At 59.1% G+C, this 16,609-nt stretch carries 15 protein-coding genes and 1 pseudogene; 5 read left to right on the top strand and 11 right to left on the bottom strand.

The window, feature by feature from the left end:
- The first annotated feature begins 86 nt into the window (after nucleotides 1-86).
- Nucleotides 87-1,435 (top strand): IS3 family transposase gene (locus tag B8746_RS00995; protein ID WP_095380815.1). Its coding sequence is split into 2 segments (ribosomal slippage): nucleotides 87-420 and nucleotides 420-1,435, totalling 1,350 coding nucleotides; the frame shifts between segments, so codons are not numbered across the junction.
- A gap of 655 nt (nucleotides 1,436-2,090) precedes the next feature.
- On the opposite strand, the gene B8746_RS01000 is transcribed toward B8746_RS00995, so the two are convergent.
- The 7 genes from B8746_RS01000 to B8746_RS01025 all read right to left on the bottom strand — a co-directional run bounded on the left by B8746_RS01000 (nucleotide 2,091) and on the right by B8746_RS01025 (nucleotide 9,047).
- Nucleotides 2,091-4,028 (bottom strand): DUF3363 domain-containing protein, encoded by a 1,938-nt coding sequence (locus B8746_RS01000; protein WP_084391396.1) that lies wholly within the window; start codon nucleotides 4,026-4,028, stop codon nucleotides 2,091-2,093.
- Between the two features lie 5 nt (nucleotides 4,029-4,033).
- Nucleotides 4,034-4,753 carry a S26 family signal peptidase gene (locus B8746_RS17555; RefSeq protein WP_348444169.1) on the bottom strand — a complete coding sequence of 240 codons (720 nt, stop codon included), beginning with the start codon at nucleotides 4,751-4,753 and terminating at the stop codon, nucleotides 4,034-4,036.
- The gene (locus tag B8746_RS17040; protein ID WP_013301514.1) at nucleotides 4,710-4,964 is read right to left on the bottom strand and encodes a helix-turn-helix transcriptional regulator; all 255 of its coding nucleotides are present in this window, start codon (nucleotides 4,962-4,964) and stop codon (nucleotides 4,710-4,712) included. The genes B8746_RS17555 and B8746_RS17040 overlap by 44 nt, the downstream gene beginning before the upstream one ends.
- Nucleotides 4,965-5,204: 240 nt before the next feature.
- On the bottom strand, nucleotides 5,205-5,528 hold the full coding sequence (locus tag B8746_RS01010) for a DUF736 domain-containing protein (RefSeq protein ID WP_013301513.1): 324 nt from the start codon (nucleotides 5,526-5,528) through the stop codon (nucleotides 5,205-5,207).
- A 458-nt stretch (nucleotides 5,529-5,986) separates the two neighbouring features.
- On the bottom strand, nucleotides 5,987-8,008 hold the full coding sequence (locus tag B8746_RS01015) for a ParB/RepB/Spo0J family partition protein (RefSeq protein ID WP_084391398.1): 2,022 nt from the start codon (nucleotides 8,006-8,008) through the stop codon (nucleotides 5,987-5,989).
- Nucleotides 8,005-8,478, bottom strand: a complete 474-nt coding sequence (locus B8746_RS01020; RefSeq protein WP_084391399.1) for a hypothetical protein — start codon at nucleotides 8,476-8,478, stop codon at nucleotides 8,005-8,007. Before B8746_RS01020 ends, B8746_RS01015 begins: the two co-directional genes overlap by 4 nt.
- 5 nt (nucleotides 8,479-8,483) lie before the next feature.
- A complete protein-coding gene (locus tag B8746_RS01025; RefSeq protein ID WP_084391400.1) occupies nucleotides 8,484-9,047 on the bottom strand; it encodes an antirestriction protein ArdA in 564 nt (187 codons plus the stop codon).
- A 287-nt stretch (nucleotides 9,048-9,334) separates the two neighbouring features.
- Here B8746_RS01025 and B8746_RS01030 point away from each other — a divergent pair, with 287 nt between their 5' ends.
- A complete protein-coding gene (locus B8746_RS01030) occupies nucleotides 9,335-9,766 on the top strand; it encodes a GNAT family acetyltransferase (RefSeq protein ID WP_084391416.1) in 432 nt (143 codons plus the stop codon).
- A gap of 241 nt (nucleotides 9,767-10,007) precedes the next feature.
- On the opposite strand, the gene B8746_RS01035 is transcribed toward B8746_RS01030, so the two are convergent.
- From B8746_RS01035 to B8746_RS01045, 4 genes and pseudogenes are all read right to left on the bottom strand, one after another.
- The gene (locus B8746_RS01035; protein ID WP_084391401.1) at nucleotides 10,008-10,832 is read right to left on the bottom strand and encodes a DNA -binding domain-containing protein; all 825 of its coding nucleotides are present in this window, start codon (nucleotides 10,830-10,832) and stop codon (nucleotides 10,008-10,010) included.
- A 52-nt stretch (nucleotides 10,833-10,884) separates the two neighbouring features.
- Nucleotides 10,885-11,418: a DNA -binding domain-containing protein gene (locus B8746_RS17310; RefSeq protein ID WP_233123787.1), complete on the bottom strand. Its 534-nt coding sequence runs from the start codon at nucleotides 11,416-11,418 to the stop codon at nucleotides 10,885-10,887.
- An 87-nt stretch (nucleotides 11,419-11,505) separates the two neighbouring features.
- A pseudogene (locus tag B8746_RS17315) lies at nucleotides 11,506-11,712 on the bottom strand (transcriptional regulator domain-containing protein); the annotation flags it as partial.
- A 185-nt stretch (nucleotides 11,713-11,897) separates the two neighbouring features.
- Nucleotides 11,898-12,497 carry a cation efflux transmembrane domain-containing protein gene (locus tag B8746_RS01045; protein ID WP_013301506.1) on the bottom strand — a complete coding sequence of 200 codons (600 nt, stop codon included), beginning with the start codon at nucleotides 12,495-12,497 and terminating at the stop codon, nucleotides 11,898-11,900.
- A 544-nt stretch (nucleotides 12,498-13,041) separates the two neighbouring features.
- On the opposite strand from B8746_RS01045, the gene B8746_RS01055 reads away from it, so the two are divergent.
- From B8746_RS01055 to B8746_RS01065, 3 genes are all read left to right on the top strand, one after another.
- Nucleotides 13,042-13,506 (top strand): MerR family transcriptional regulator, encoded by a 465-nt coding sequence (locus B8746_RS01055; RefSeq protein ID WP_084333203.1) that lies wholly within the window; start codon nucleotides 13,042-13,044, stop codon nucleotides 13,504-13,506.
- Nucleotides 13,507-14,012: 506 nt separating this feature from the next.
- Nucleotides 14,013-15,308, top strand: coding sequence for a TolC family protein (locus B8746_RS01060; protein WP_018149442.1), 1,296 nt, complete (start codon nucleotides 14,013-14,015; stop codon nucleotides 15,306-15,308).
- Nucleotides 15,305-16,609, top strand: coding sequence for an efflux RND transporter periplasmic adaptor subunit (locus B8746_RS01065; protein WP_018149441.1), 1,305 nt, complete (start codon nucleotides 15,305-15,307; stop codon nucleotides 16,607-16,609). The genes B8746_RS01060 and B8746_RS01065 overlap by 4 nt, the downstream gene beginning before the upstream one ends.

Consider the following 16,609-nt stretch of genomic DNA (forward strand, 5'->3'; position numbering starts at 1 on the left):
TGTTCCCCGTCAGCGACCATGAGACAGATCGGCCAAATTGCTTAAGGAGGATTTCTGGCACATCGTAGCCCGCCAAGGGAGCGAAGATGAGACAGAAATCCGGGCCGGAAGGATCGGCCGAAAAACATGTGAAAGAGATACGCCGTAAGACCCGGCGCAAATTCTCTGCCGAAGAGAAGATCCGCATTGTTCTGGAAGGCCTGCGCGGAGAATATTCGATTGCCGAACTGTGTCGGCGTGAGGGGATCGCCCAGGGCCTTTATTACACCTGGTCGAAGGAATTCCTCGAAGCGGGAAAGAGGCGGCTCTCCGGCGATACCGAGCGCCAGGCGACGTCCGGTGAGGTGAGCGGCTTGAAGCGCGAGATGCGGGATCTGAAGGAAGTCGTGGCCGACCTGACGCTGGAAAACCGCATTCTGAAAAAAAGCGTGATCGGGGATGGGGAGGATACCGAATGAGATACCCTGCCTCTGAGAAGCTGGAGATCATCCGGCTGGTCGAACAATCACACCAGCCGGTGAAGAAGACACTGGAACAGATCGGCGTGTCACGTCCGACCTTCTATCGCTGGTATGACCTTTACCGGCGGTTCGGTGAAGCCGGGCTTGAGGATCGGCGCAGCGGCTCCGGCCGGGTCTGGAACCGCATCCCGAACGAGGTGCGTCAGCAGGTACTGGAAATGGCCCTGGATCAACCGGAACTATCTCCCCGGGAATTGGCGGTGACGTTCACCGATGAGAAGCACTACTTCGTCTCCGAGGCCAGTGTTTACAGGCTTTTGAGGGCGCACAACCTGATCACGAGCCCGGCTTTCATCGTGATGAAAGCGGCTGATGAGTTCAGGGAGAAGACCACCGGGCCGAACCAGCTCTGGCAGACCGACTTCACCTATCTGAAAGTGATCGGCTGGGGATGGTTCTATCTCTCCACCGTGCTTGACGACTTCTCCCGCTACATCATTGCCTGGAAGCTCTGTACCGGCATGGCGACGAGCGATGTGCAGGATACGCTGAACCTGGCGCTTGAGGCTTCCGGACTCGATGAAGTAAACGTGATCCATCGCCCAAGACTACTCTCAGACAACGGACCTTCCTACATCTCTGGCGATCTGGCTGAGTATCTTGCCGACAAGGGAATGAAGCATACGCGCGGCGCGCCGTATCATCCCCAGACCCAGGGCAAGATCGAGCGCTGGCATCAGACCCTGAAAAACCGCATCCTGCTGGAAAACTACTTCCTGCCGGGAGACCTCGAAGCGCAGATCGACGCGTTCGTTGGCTACTACAACCACCAGCGCTATCACGAGAGCCTGAACAATCTCACTCCGGCAGATGTCTATACGGGCCGCGGCCAGACCATTCTGCTGGAACGTGAGAAAATCAAAAGGAGGACCATGAAACTACGGCGCTTGCAGCACGCCCAATCCGCTGCTTAACTCAACCCAGATGCGCCAGACCCTCCTTAAGTCAGGCAGCCTGAAGTCTCAAATACCTGACGACGGACACTCTCGCTCCAGCAGGCCAAAAACCCTATCTGATGTAACGACACCAGATAGTTTATGCTGATCTTCGACGGACTGACCGACCTCGTATAGGCGTCTAGCTGGACTGTCATGCTTTGCCCCCAACCTGTGCAGAACGTCGGTTGTAAGGCGTTTGAAGTCGGGCAGGTCTGCGCGTGCTCTGGACACTCCCGCTCCACAGAAGAAAACAACTCGGCCTTCGTCCTGCGCCCAAAGCAGATCATCGGGTATGTCTGGTCCATCGGCAATGAAGCGCATTTGCTATCGTCGGATCTTTTACTGAGAGTTCAACGTTTCTCTGACCGTGCTATCACGGTTTGTGCTCGAGGTGATGGATAGCTTTTTCAATTAGCTGCCTTCTATGCTAATCGTCCGTGGCAACTCCTCTCAGTCGTGCTGATAGTTGTCCGTCTCGACTATTGCAATCACCTTCGATAATCCAACGGATCAGGCGTCAATGCACTTAATTGGTTGGTTCGTGAGGTTTGTTGTTCGCGAATTGCTGGAGCTTGTTTCTTTGTACCCATCTCCGGTTCGGTCAGGCTCAAAATGTTGTGCACGAAGAAACTCAGCGAATGATTGTACGTCCTTTCGCCAGCCGCCACTGAACCGAGCTTCCAGACCGCTCCAAAACCAATTCCTTGCCACGCCACAACGCATTTCGCTTAGACCATGCCGCTAGCGCAAATCCATCAGTGCCTTCAACGACCGCAAATCGTCCCTGAGCCAAGTCGACATTCCGAGTGTAGACCCCCTGAAAGCCTCGCTGAGAACCGAGCGGCACAAATGCCTTACCCTGACGCGTTTCCTCAGCCGCGATCATCTTCTCCATTTCCACTCTGCGAAGTCGAACGATAGCGTCACCCGAAAGCCGCCCATCGGGTCCAAATTCATGGCCTTCCCGGCCTAGCCAGGCAGATCGTGCCTGAACAGCAGACCTCACCTCCCGTGCAAAATCCCCGCGCCACGCTTCGATATCCTGACTGTCGATCCCGTCCAACCAGGTCTCGGCTTCGCGTTCAACCAGGGCTTCGACCTGCAACCACGACCGGACGTTGATGGAAAAGCTCCGCTGTCTCGCATCAGCATCCAGCGCGCGCTTCCTTAAGTCCGCCGGAATGCTCCAGCTGCCATCACTCCTTCGCTCAACAATACTGAGGCGCCGCAACGCCTCCAGCCGACGCTTGTGAGCAAGCCGAAACGCCGACGAACTCGTCGGGTCTGCGGCCTGGTGCAGTTCCTCAGAATACTCCCCACCATTCTGCTTTGCGATTGCCGCAATTGTGCGATCTGCAGGCTTTGGTTCGATCGTCTTCCGTCCGACTGAAACAATCCCGCCTGCCTTCGGCAATTGAACCGCTTCCTGTTCTGTCATCTCGATTGACCAGACCCGCCCGTCGAGCCCTTCGATCAGCGCCGTCGTGCCGTTCCGCAATTCATCACCCGGCAAAGTGGTCGCAAGTCTTCCCAGGATTTCGCCAGCGGCATCCAGATCACGGGACAGGGCATGGAGACGCGACGCATCGATTTTCCGGCCCTCAAGATTGGCAAGCGACCGAACCATGTCTCCGCGCCTGCCGAGGGCCCGCAGCGTATCCTGCCAACCGTCTTGCATAGCCCAGCTGCCATTCTCGTGTCGTGCCGCAAGGTCGAGCGTTTTCAGAAACCGCAGACGCCGCTTAACGACCGCACCATCGAACCTCGATAATCCGCCGCGTTCACTCTCTGGTGTGTAACGACCATCGGTCAGCGACCGCGCAATGTCATGATCGATCGCCGTAAGCGCCTCACGTTCGGCATCGTTCGACCTCGCCGCAGCCATTTCCCGCAGCCGCCGCTGGCCAAGCTCGAGCGTTACGAGCTCCTGCGCCCGCGCCCGAAATCCGTGCGTGATGTACTTGCGGTCCATCAGCAGCTCTCCATTTCGCGCATTGCCGCCGCGGATCACGATATGAACATGCGGCTGCGCTGTGTCGTGATGGTTGGCAGCCACCCAGTCGAGCCGGCGGCCGAGATCCTTCTCGACCTGGCTCATGAACTCCCGCGTGAACCGCGTCAGATCCTTCATCCGCTCGGCATCCTCCGGAGAGACGATCAGCCTGAACTGCCGCCTGTCTTCAGAAGCGCGTTCGTTAAACGATTTAGCATCGGCCTCATCGACGCTCCGGTCATAGAGCTTTCCGCGCTCGCCCTCGCGCCCGGCACCTTCGCGGCGGATGTAGGCGACGTGCTTTGTAAAACTCGCCGCGCCGGTCGGGCCTGCCCGCGCAATATGGACTTTCACAATTACGCGCCGGGCCCGCTGGTTTGACCAATGGCCAGCAAGGGCGGCCTGTACTTTTCCACGCCCTGCATGACGCACAGCGCCCGGTGCCAGGGATTTGCGGCCACGGCTGCCAAGCCGCCCCTTCGCGACGACACGTTTCAGCCGCTTCAGCTGGGTCTTTACCTTGCCCTGCGACCTGATCTTCCCGAGTCGAGGAACGAAGTCGAAATCGTCGCTCATGGCTCCTAGCGCGCAGCGGATTGCAAATCCGTGCACCCGTCTTCCGGCGCCGGGTCACACAAAAAAGGATGTGCAGACAATGGGTTAAGTGTCGCCGGGTGACACTCCCTTAATCTTGCCCTCCGGGACACAGAATCCATTCCCGTCCCGCTATCTATCGCTTTGACGGTCGCCTGAACCTCAGCCGACCGGTCGCCATAAGTCCATACGGACCTGGCGACGCCAATGATGCGCGCGCCGTCCTGAACGCCGAAGTATCGTCCATCGACTGACAGGGGATGAGAGTTGAGCAGGAAAACTTCGCCGGCTTTGAGGGTCTGACAGCCCTGCCAGGCGGGAAGGGCGCTGCCGGACTCGGTTACTTTGAGCGCATCAACAGATGTGATCCCGTTGATGGAGACCTGCGTATCGCATCTGCAAATCTCGTCACCGGACAGGCCCGCAACATGCTTCAACAAGGGCCAGTCGGCGCCAACAATTCCCTCATCGTTCAGCCAATGTCGAACCTCATCCGAGGGCGCAAACGCTACCAGATCGCCTGTCGAAATTCGCGCCGACCGGTCAACAAAGTAAAGGCCCTTGGGCATGCTTTCCGTCCGGTTCCAGATGAAGTCGGACCGGTTGATAATGCTGGCGGAGACCATGAGGCCTAGCCCGCATCCCATGCCTAACAACGCGATTCTACGACTCATCGCGAAGGCCTGTCCCCATGAACCTACGTCCATTGGTGTAAGCGATGATGTCCTTGCCGCGATACCAGACCTTGGCGCCGATCTTGTGATAAACCGGGCCTGTTCCCAGCGAACGCATATTGACCAGGGTCTTCGGTTTGAGGCCGAGATGGTCAGCGGTTTCATCCGTGTTCATCCATTCGGTCGGGGTTGGGAGGTTTGATTTGGGTCGAAGCTCCTCTCCACTTCTATTTGTCTCTGTCATAGCGTTGCTTCTCCTTTCCTCTACGCAACTCGAAGCCCTGACAGACTGCCAACTCATCCTCAGATTAAGAGTGTCTAACTTGCACCACACGCTCGCGACACCCTTGAATCCCCAAAGAACCCTCACGTTAGAATGCAGCGCTGATAGGCGTATCAGCACCTTCGTTGCAGACCCTTTCGGTATGAAAGAAGACCGCTCCGGAGGTGTCTCCGGAGCGGCTTGGCAAGGCTGTGATCTACCCTAGTCGCGCGCGTTCCAGAGAATGACGTGCCGGCCTTTCTTGCCCTTGACCGGGGCGAGGTTTGCGAAAATCCGGCGCGGTCCGATCTGCGGGTCTGCCAGCGTCAGCGAGACATAGTCGCGTCCCGATGCCTTCGACTTGCGCATCCAGCCGCCGCCGATTTCGGTCGAGGTTTCACCGGCATAGATGCGGTAGTCCGGATGTCCTTCTTCGGTCTTTTCTGCATTCTTCTCGATGCGGATTGCGGCAGAGAGGTTCATCATTGCGAGGGTGCCTTCAAAGCCGGACTTGGTCTCGCTGACATATCCGAGTGCGTTTGCCATAGGGGTCTCCTTTTCTTTCCTTGGCGTGTCTCCCGGGGACCCCTTGTCCCCGTCGACGCCGGACCGCCCGGACGGGGGCTGAGCGGCTAGAACCCGATAGGGGCGAAGCGCATGCGGAGCACCGCCTGGGGCGATGAAATTTGCTGCGCGAGGAGCCGCAAAGCGGCGGGGAAATTTCTTCGCCGCAGGCGGTTTCATGGCCGCTCAGTCCGCGTCCAGGTCTTCAAGGCAAAGACGGAAACAAGGGGTCAGTGACACGCTTTTCGGGAAGAAATCAGACCCCTCATCACACGCGTCTCGATTGTCCATCGAGACCTCAAGACGCGCGATTTTTTTTGAAGGCATTTTCATGGGTCGCCCAGGTATCGGAGCCACAATCCCCAGCCTCAGAAAGCGGAAAGCCGCCCGGTGACAGGCACCGGGCGGCTCCTCAAGCTGGCTGAACAGGAGACGATTATTCAGGCAGCGTCCTGATGCTCAGGCGTCTCATCGGACGCGTTTTCCGCCCCCGCTTCGAACAGGCTCGCAATCCGTGTCCACGCATCGGCGGGCGGTGATCCGGCCCCGTCGACAAGGCGGGTCGGTGGCACCTGCATCCAGCCCGGTCGCCAGTCAGGATTGGCCTCGCAACCCTCCCCGCTGATCCGGTTCGCAAGCTCCTGTTTCTGCGCCTTGCCCGTCTCGGCGCGGCACGATTCCGCGAGCGACAGGGTCGCAATATCTCCGATCATCGCATTGATGGCGCGCTTGTCCTTCGTGAGATCGAAGAACACATCGTCGGGCTTCCACGCCGCCGAAAGGTCGGTGCCGCAGACATGCAGGACGGCTTCGACAATGCCATTCCCGGCCTCGAGCGCCCGGGCCATGACACTTGCCAGAACCGTCAGGACTTCTTCATCCGACATGGCGAGCAGCGCAGTGAAAAGCTCGCACACGCGGTAGTCGTCGCCGTTCCGGCGAAGGGCCGGATTGACGTTCAGCGCCTTGAACAGGGCGTCAGTCTGAACCTTCTTTTCGGCGAGTGCAGCCACAGATGCCGAGCCTTCGACGCTCGCTTGCGTCTCATCTTTCCGGACGCGAAGCTCGTGAGGACGCACGTCCCAGAGCGCGCTCCCCGCCATCGCATGCGCGACCATCAAGCGGAGAGCAATCGCGGGTGATGTGGCCAAACTCGCCTGAGCAGCAGCGTGGCGATGAAGCAGGATGTATTCCGCAAGCGGGCCGGACATTTCTGGCCGAACGGCTGCCGGAACGGCGTCGCTGTCACCTTTCGAACCCTGTTGCCGCTTACGGGCCTCGGCGGAGGTCAGCTGTCCCTCGTGGAGCTGGACCGTCCCGTCATGGCGGATTTCGATGAAGACCTTCCCGCCATCTTCCTTGGCGCACTGGACATATTCCCAGCGGTGGAAATACGCCCCGCGCTCAAGGCAGATGACATCGCTCCAGCCGTCTTCCTTGTAGGCCTCGACCCGCTCGGCAATCGTGGCGGATTGTGCCTGCCAGAACTGATCCGCATCCGCAAAGACGCCATGCTCGCCAAAGAGGTCGGCAGTGACCTGTCCTTCATAGGCATCAAGATCGAACAAGGCCTTGTCGGTGGTGATCGTGGTCCCGCCCGTTATCCATGCCTTGCACGACCGGCCCATCGGGGCGCGTTCGGTTTCGCTCTCGAAGAGGCGAAGCCATTCGGCCTGCTGGTCGGGCGTGGCGAGCGTCAGCGCGCGGATCGTTTCACGGTCCAGCTCGTCCTCGGCGTAGAGCTTGCGGATCGGCTCGGCGAGCGAAGCAAGCGCGAGCACACGCCGCACCATAAGCTCGGTCACGCCGAAGAAGGCGGCGATATCCTCCACTGCCTTGCCTTCCTCATGCAGCCGTTTGAACGCTTCATATTGCTCCATTTCTGTCGCTGGCAGGCGTCCGACATTCTCGATGACGGAGGCGGCAATCGCGGACGCCGCATCCTTCTCGGTCATGATCGCGCAGGGGACCAGCGGCGTCTCGCCTGTCTCCTTGGCGATTTCTTTCAACGCGAAGAAGCGGCGGCGTCCGGCGATGACGCCATAATACTTGCCCTCGCGGCGGACCAGCAAAGTCTGCCGCAAACCGCTCTCGCGGATTGATGGCAGGATGTCGGACACGTCCGGTTTCTTTCGTCCATGACGCATATTGAGTTTTGAAATCCGAAGCTCGTCGAGCGGGATGTGTCTAAGGTCGGGCTGTGCCATGGGGGTCTCCTTTTCTGGCGGGTGAAGCGAGAGACCCAGCGCCCATGCAGGGCCTCTCCAGTTGATCTTGGTGAAGGGAAAGCCCTCGCTGTCGCGGCAGGCTTCTGGGTCGGTCTCGCCCCAGTCATAGTCGCGGATCGTGATCAGGGGCGCGCGGCCCTCGACCCAGATTTCGGCGACCTGGGCCTCGGCAATGACGAGCGTCATGCGCGGCCTTGGGCCAAGCAATTCAGTGACGGTGCGGGCAACGCTCATGTCGAAGCCCAGCCCGTCACGGTCGCAGCAAGCCGGGCCGCAGCGGCGCGGCCTGCGTCCAGCGCCTCGGATAACAGCTCGTTCGCAACAGTGGTGAGGTAGCAATTGTCCGTGCCGGGATAATTACACTCGACGCCCCAGAGGCTGGCGGCGTGGTGATCCAGTTCGATTCCGTCGCGCTCGACCGAAAGCACGATCCCGCAATAGAACCACTCGCCCTTGCGCCATGCTTCCATCACGGCTTCGGCCTTGGCCTGCGCCTCGGCGAAGCGCTGGCGGAATCCGTTTCCCGGCCCAATAAAACCGGGCGCGTCCTTGTAGAGCGAGGGCCAGAATCCGTCCTGCCGCTGGTCCGGCGCGTCGGGGCAATCGTCGGCAACAATCCGGGCCGTGACCGTGAAGCCCTCGGCTTCGCAGCTGATCGTATCGCCTTCGCAGGCGTAGGTGTTGAAGTGCTGGGTGAAGGTCATGGCGTTCAACGCGTCCAGAAAACGTGAACGTCTTCGAACCCTGTCTCGAACACCATGATGTCGCCATTCAGCTCCATGTCGCGGGCGAGCGCTGACCAGTCGATATAGTATTCGAGGGCTGCGGGGATTTCCGTCCCGGTGTCGCGGTGGAGTTCTTCGGCGAAGTCTGCCCGGCTCGAAAAGCAGCCTGCGTAATCGTCGAAAGCCGCCACGGCCTGCTCAAGGTCGTCGCCAAAATGGCGATGGACCAGCGCGCCGAGCCTGCCATGTTCGGCAATAAAATCGGCCAGATTACAGACTGTCCCGAAGCTCGCATATTCGGAAAGCTGCGCGCCTTCGAAGCCTTCATAGTCATGGATCGCCCACTCTTCGGCGTCCGGCAGCGGCGACGTCACCAACATGGCGCGAACCTCGGCCATCACCTCATCAGGTGTCGTCGCGTCGATCCAGCGCCCGTGCAGGCAGCCATTATTGTAGGCGGCAAGGCAGGCCACATAGATACGGGGCCGGTCTGGAGATGTGGGTGCAGCGTCTGCCGCAAGGGGGGCTGAAGGTTGCGGTGTGGTCATGGCGTCAGTCTCGTCTCCCCGCCCAAATGTCCCTCCCGCATCAGGCGGGGGTGGGCGGCGAGAAGGCCGGCAGGCCGGACCTGTTAGCCGGTTGGGCAAGGCGGAAAGGTAGGACGCTGAGACCGCTTCAAGACGCCTTCAGTCCCGTCGCCTTGCGCAAGCGGCGGGTCCGGGCAGACCGGTCGTCCGCCCACCTCCGTCTGAGAGGGAGATTGTCCTGGACGCCGGGCGGACGGTTGCAGGCCGCGGGACGCGCCAACCGAGCCGAATCCCGCAAGACAGACTATATGAGCCTACACATCCGCACCTATCGCGAGCAGGACCGCGACGCTGTGATTGCGCTATGGGAACGCTGCGCCCTGACGCGGCCGTGGAACGATCCGTCGGCCGATATCGATCTGTGTGTGCGTAGCCGCGAAGCGACGCTGATGGTGGGTTACAGGGAGGATGATCTGATCGCGTCAGTTATGGTCGGGCATGACGGGCACCGGGGATGGATCTACTATCTCGCCGTCGAACCGGAGCGACAGGGTCATGGTCATGGCCGCGAAATGATGGCCGAAGCCGAGCTGTGGCTCGCAAGCCGGAATGTCGGAAAAGTCCAGTTGATGGTCCGCATCGGCAATGCCGATGCCGAAGCCTTCTACGGGGCGCTCGGTTATGAAGCCCAGGATGTGACCGTATTCGGGAAATGGCTGAACGACCCGAACGCCCCCTGAGCCAGCGGCCTCATAATGCTCATGCAGGCCGAGCAGCCTCCGACCCCTCTGCTTGTCAGTGGGAAGCGCAGGCTGGCGCGATCACCGGCGAGACACCCGCATGCCGCTGGGCTGCCCGGAAGGGCAGACCAGAGGTCCGGAGACGAGCCGGGCCGCTGGCGGCGTGCCGCCCGCGAAACAGCCCCCTCGCGTCAGCGAGGGGTGATCGCCGGATCAAGGTCTGATGCCAAATTGGATCTGCTCAGGTCTGTGCAGTCAGGAGGTCCCTGTATCCGCCATCCCGGAGTTCACGTCCTCGCACGAGGGCGCGGCGCATTTCGTCTTTCATGGCCCGGCTGGGGCTCTGCCAGGCTTCGGTGGCGCGATCCTCGCCATAGATGATGGCAGCGGTTTCAAAATAAGTTAGACCGGTCTCATGCGCATCGAGCGCAATGAGCGCATTGCGAAACGCAAGCGATGAGCGTGTCCAGGTGTCGTTGAAACTCGGATCGTCCTTGCCAAGAATACGCTGAGCCTTGCCGATGACTTTAAGTGTTTCGTCCATGCTCGACACATTATCGATGATCAGTTTCATGCGGACGGGTTCGACGCTGAGTAGTGACAGACCAGAACAAGCGACTTGGATGCTGTGGCCGTGCCCACGGATCATCAGGTATTCCCGGCCGACGCGATCTGTGAGGTGGGTGACTTCACACACATTGATCGTCTGATCGAAAATATCGTCGCGCTCGCTCGGATGACGCGGTACGACCTGCATGGTCAGGGCGCGAGCATAGAGGGCAGGGATCCAGAAGACGTCGGCCTCGTAGCCATTCGCGTCTATGTCGGGAAAAAAAACCAAGCCGAATTTCTCAGCGTCGATCTGGTCGCATAGCGGCCGGAGCAGCCGGATGCCGTGACAGGCTGGCTTTTCAGATATCTGTGAGTCGCCAGCCCGCAGGGCGGCTTGCCTGAATTCGCTATTTCGCCGAAGAAATTCCCAAGCCCAGCGACTTCTGGAGAGTCGGCAAGTATAGGCGTAGTCATCCAGATCAATACGGACCGAGGGTGTGTCGGCGGGACTCATCAGGTGCCTCCTTCACAAGCGGGTGCTGCAAAAGAGGTGCCAAAATTCTACTTCAGGCTAAAAGAAGCGCGTTTTCGACGGGTCCGAGAAGCGTTGCATAACCGCCGTCCCGCAGGTCACGGCCGCGGGCAAGGGCACGTCTCATCTCGTCTTTCATCGCTCGGCTTGGGCTGTGCCAAGCTTCGCGGGCCCGTTCTTCGCCATATATAAACCGCGCCGTCTCAAAATATGAGAGTTGGGCATCATGACAATCGAGTGCGACCAGTGCATTGCGAAGGGCCAAGGAATGGCGAGTCCATTCCGGGATATCCGCCTCTGCTTGCGGGTCATAGACACGCTGGGCGCGCTGGAGCGTTTTCAGCTTGGCCTGGAATTCGTCGAGACTGTCGATGATGAAGCTAAGCTTGACAGGTTCGCGGGCGAGAAGTGACATGCCCGTGCAGAACACCTGAATGACGCAGCCATTTCCCTTGAGAAGAAATTGTTCGCGGCCGGCGAGGTCGGTGAAGTGCGTGATCCTGCAGATGCCAACAGTGCGATCATAGAATTCACAGGATTCATTAGGACCACTCGGAGAAACTTGCATGTGAACCCGCCTCGGATAGAGACCTCCCGACCAGAAGGCGTCGGCTTCAAGGCCGCTATCCTCTGGATCCGGGAAGAAGGCGAGCCCCCATCGCTCAGCAAGCGCCTGAGAGGCTCTAGGGCGCACGAGGGTGATCTGATGGCAGGCGGGAGCGAAACTAAGCTCACTGGCAGAAGGAAGCGACGAGTCCTCAAGAAATCGTCGGTTTCGGCGCAGGAACTCCCAGGCCCATCTGCTGTCTGACAACAACCATGTGTAGTCATAAGCACTTATATGATCTGCCAGCCGGGACATTTGTCCTCGTTCCCCAAGAGAGATTCAACTCAACAGGGAAAGCAAATTCAATGCCGGAATAGAAAGTTGATCGAGTAGGTATTTGTTACGGTAACGTTTGGGAACCCATCATGCGAGGCCCAATGACGCTGCGCGCGGACCATTTTGAGAGTTTTACGCACTTGTTTCATTCCGGGTTTGGGGCATCATCCTGACTGATGCTTATCAGCATGCGCATCGCGCAGAATATCGATTCCACCATATACCGCAATCGCCGCGACTCCCAATCCGACAAGCAGATCTGGCCAGTTGGACCCAGTCCACAGTACGATTACGCCCGCGAGAATGATCCCCCCATTCGAGATGAAGTCATTGAAACTAAATGTTGTAGCGGCTCGCAGGTTTACATCCTTCTTTTCTATTTTTTTCAAAAGCCAGAGACAGATCAGATTTACAACACCTGCAATCGCGGCCATTGCCAGCATGATGAGACCGAGGGGTTCAGATCCTTCAAAGTATCGACGGATTGCGTCGCCGGCGACGCCGACGGCAAATACAAGAAGCATTCCACCTGACAGTCGAGCGGCGTTGCGTTTCCAGATCTGCGAACGTGTAAGTGCAAGCAGGCTCAAGCCATACACAATCGCGTCCGAGGAATTATCCAGCCCGTTCGCCAGGAGGGCATTGGAGTCGCCGAACCAGCCTGTGACAAAAAAGCCAATGGCTATGAGTATGTTTAGCCATAGTACGATTTGAAGAGTTCGGCGCTCGTCTGACGTCTCGATTTTCAAGTCTTCGCTACCCATCCTATGATTTTACCAACCGTTGTCTGTGAGGGGAGATGCACCGTAAGAATTTTATCGAAGCGTCTCCGTTAGAAAGCTTGGTATTGCAAGCGTATTGAGGATAGCTGGAGTAGCGGTAGGGCCCTGTGGTGGCAAGTGTGCCCTTGGCTCCTGGTGTCTTGTCGAAACCGAACCGGAAATCTGCGCGCCAAACCACCATATTCGCGATGATGAGAGGGGCAAACCCGAGGCCGAATATCGCCCAGCAGGGTACGGGAGCGGTTGCCCTACCTGAAGCCCCAATCGACAGCGCCGCTCCGAAATTCGTGATCGTACCCTTCCAGATGATTGGTGCCACGAAACGCGAATAACGCTGCGGGAGCCAAATTCTCTGCGCGGGGAACGCTGCAGACCAAATAGGAATCACAGCAACTGCGCCACCTGTGGCAATGCCGAGTATCTGGATTGTCGTATCACCACTCATGTTGCCTCCTGCGCTTGTGTTTTCAGCCGTCAGGGTTATTTCCTGCAGTCTACAGTAACTAGAGGGGCAAGGGGCGCTATCATGGCCTTGATGACGATCGGAAAACTGTCAGGGGCGACGGCCGTAAAAGTCACGACAATCCGCTATTATGAATCCATTGGCCTGCTCGACGAGCCGCAACGCAGCGCAAGCGGACAGCGGTTGTACGCAGGGGACTCTGTAGAGCGTCTCCGTTTTATTCGTCATGCAAGGGATCTGGGGTTTCCCGTCTCAGCGGTAAGGGAACTGATTTCGCTGCAGGTAGAGCCAGGCAGGGAGTGCGTCCTGGTTGACCAGATTGCACGTCGCCAGCTTGACGAGGTTCGCCGCAGGCTGACCCAATTGGAGGCGCTCGAGGCCGAGCTCAAACGCATGATCCGCGCTTGCGAAGGCGGCAAGATCGGATCCTGCTCTGTGCTCGCTGCCCTTGGCCAGCACGAGAATTGCTTGCACGAACAGCATGATGGCGCCGAGGTGCTTGCAGGGCTTCCGTCAAAAGGCGCTTGACCCTCCATTGACTGGAGGTGTTAAAAAGAGAGTGAGCCTGTTTACCCGATCGCAATAGAAAGTAGCTAGCCCAGCAATCATGTTTCCGTTCCAAGTCATAACGTGTTTACGAAGGTTGCTCGTCATGGTGATGGCGATAGCTTTTGTTATTGCGCCGATGACGGCTGCGGCGGATATCATGCATCCGGGCGATCAGGCCGCAGAGGAATGTTCTGCGAGTGAGCTAGCCCAAGATGTCTCTGATAAGGAGCCATCGCATGAAGGTCATGACCATACCGCGCATCAGTGCGGAAGCTGTCATTTCCATCTGATAGGCGGCGGCGATCTAAGCGGCGCTCCGAAGTCTGCCGTACAGACCAGACATTTGTTGCCTGGCGGTTCTTTTCTCGAGAACCTCCGCCCAGACGGTCTTTACCGTCCTCCTCGTGCCTAGACCAACGACACAGGATTATTTTGCGTGGCTACGGCCTCGCTGTCGTTGAATCTGGACGAGGAAACCAGCAAAAATGAAAATTCTTATATGCAGCGCGATCACCGCGCTCGCCCTGCCGGTCATGGCCGGTACGGCCTATGCGCAAGGGTGTAGTTCTGTCTATGTCAGCGCGACTGACTATGATCAATCCCGACCACTGACGCTCGACGCGGCTATTGCTCGCGCCGCCAATGCTTCGCCTGAAGTTCTGACGGCGGCTCTCGAGGCGAAAGCTTCATCGGCCGACGCCGATCAGGCGAGCCGTTGGCTTAATCCATCTCTGTCTGTCGAAACCGAGAACTTTGCCGGCAGCGGATCGCTTGAAGGCTTCAATGCCTACGAGACGACCCTGGTAGTGGCGCAGACCTTACAGCTTGGCGATAAACGAAGACTTTCCGAGCGGGCCGCCAGAGCTGAAGCCGCATTGGCGAGTGCCGAATGTTCTGTACGAAGCCTGGAAGCTCAGAAACTCGCAGGGGAACTCTATCTGGAACTTCGTGCCGCTTACGACATGGCCGAGGTCGCTCAGGCCTCAGCCGATCTCGCATCCGAGTTCTCCGGCGTCGTCCAGCGCCGCGTGGACGCTGGAGCGTCGGCTCCGCCTGAGTTGCTGCGCGCGCGGGCTGAAGCAGCAGCGCTTCAGGCGGTTGCGGATGGTGCGCGGGGCCAGGTCGAAGCCAAAGGGCTAGCGCTTGCGTCCGTTTGGGGTAGTCCAGAGATCGACTTTGTCTTGTCTGGCACTGCGGAAATCGTAACAGATCCGGCGGGTGGGTCGGCTCAACCAGATTCTGGCGTTCATCCGTCACTTGCGGCGGCTAAGGCCGGAGCGACGGCTCGTAGCGCGGCGACGGACCGGGCCCGCGCCGGCGCATGGCCTGATATAACCGTATCGGCTGGTGTCCGAAGATTTGAGGACACGGGCGATAGCGCGTTTCTGGCGGGTGTCAGTGTTCCTTTGCCGGTCTTTGACCGCAATCAGGACGCAACGCGGGCGGCGGGATTACGTACCCAGAGTGCCGAGCTATCAGCACAGACTGTTGAGGCAAGGTTGCGGGCCGAGCAAGCGAGTCTTGCCGCGCAGGTCCGGGCCGCAAAATCCCGCTTGCAGCGTCTCGAGGGCGAAGCGCTGCCGCTCGCAGAAGAAGCCTATACAGCTGCGGCAGAGGGCTACCGGGTTGGCAAGTTCGACCTGACCGCCACGCTCGATGCGCGGCGCAGTCTGATTGAAACCCGCGCCGCCGTTATCGATGCCCGGCTGGCGCTCCAGACATACACGCTGCGGTTGCGTGCGCTGATTGGCGCCGCGCCGTTCGAAGGAGAGATCCAATGAAACTGAATTTATTCTATGCGGCGCTGCTTTCGCCAGCGCTTTTGTATCTTAGTGCTTGCGGCAATGACGCCTCCGATTCGTCTGGTGCAAACCGGACGCCCCCACAAGCCGAAGATGGCCATGACGACCACGAAGACGGTAGTGATGAGGAGCATGAAAGCCATGATGAGGCCGATGGCGACGATCATGAGGGACATGAAGAAGGAGGCGGTCATACCGAACACGAAGGTGAAGGCGGCGATCATGTCGAGCTGACCGCCGAGGAGGCGGAAGCTGCCGGTATCCGGACCGGGCGAGCCCAGACCGGAGCGGTTTCGGGCCAGCTGGAACTGCCGGCCGAGATCCGTTTCGATGCGGACCGTGTCGCAAGGGTCTCGCCACAGGTCGAGGGCACCGTTGCCCAACTTTATGCAGGCGAAGGCGATATCGTGAAAGCCGGCGCCACGCTTGCCCGGCTGACCAGTCGTGAACTCGCCGGCCTAAAGGCCGATTATCTGAATGCCCTGAGCGCCGAGCGCCTCGCGCAAGCCGAGCTTGAGCGTGAGGAAAACCTCTGGGAGCAGAAAATCACCGCCGAGGCCGATCTGCAGTCGGCGCGTGCGGCATTCGCCGCAGCCAATGCCGGCCGGGAAGCTGCTGAAAACAGGCTTCATGCGATCGGCATTGGTCATGGCACACTGGACAAGCTTAATGAGGCTGCGGATGGGTCGCTTGCACAAGCCTATGTGACGGCTCCCCTTGCCGGAGAGGTGATTCAGCGGAGCGTTTCTCTTGGAGAAACCGTATCGGCTGGCGGCGCGCCCATCTTTGTCATCATCGATGATAGCGTCGTCTGGGCCGACATCGCCGTCTACAAGGAAGATCTCGGCAAGGTCAGCGAAGGCCAGACCGTGACCTTCCAGCAGGAAGATGGCCGCGTCCTGGCCGAAGGGACAATTTCAAATGTCCTGCCTGTCATCAATGAGGCATCCCGCACCGCGACCGCGCGGGTCATTGTCGACAATGCCGAACACAGGCTGAAGCCCGGTCAGTTCGTAACGGCGCGGATCGACACGGGAGAGGGGCGCCCCGTCGTGCGCGTTCCCTCCGATGCGATTGTCAGTGTTGAAGACAGGATGTCGGTCTTCGTCCCGACGGATGACGGGTTCGAACCGCGCGAGGTCCGGACAGGAGAGAGTGCAGGCAGCTATACCGAGATCATTTCCGGGCTCGAGGCCGACGAAGCATTCGTTGCCGAGGGCGCCTTCACCCTGAAAGCGCAGCTTGAAAAAGACGCTTTCGGCGACGGCCACGCACACTAG

The sequence above is a fragment of the Henriciella pelagia genome (assembly GCF_002088945.1).
Lineage (GTDB): Bacteria > Pseudomonadota > Alphaproteobacteria > Caulobacterales > Hyphomonadaceae > Henriciella > Henriciella pelagia.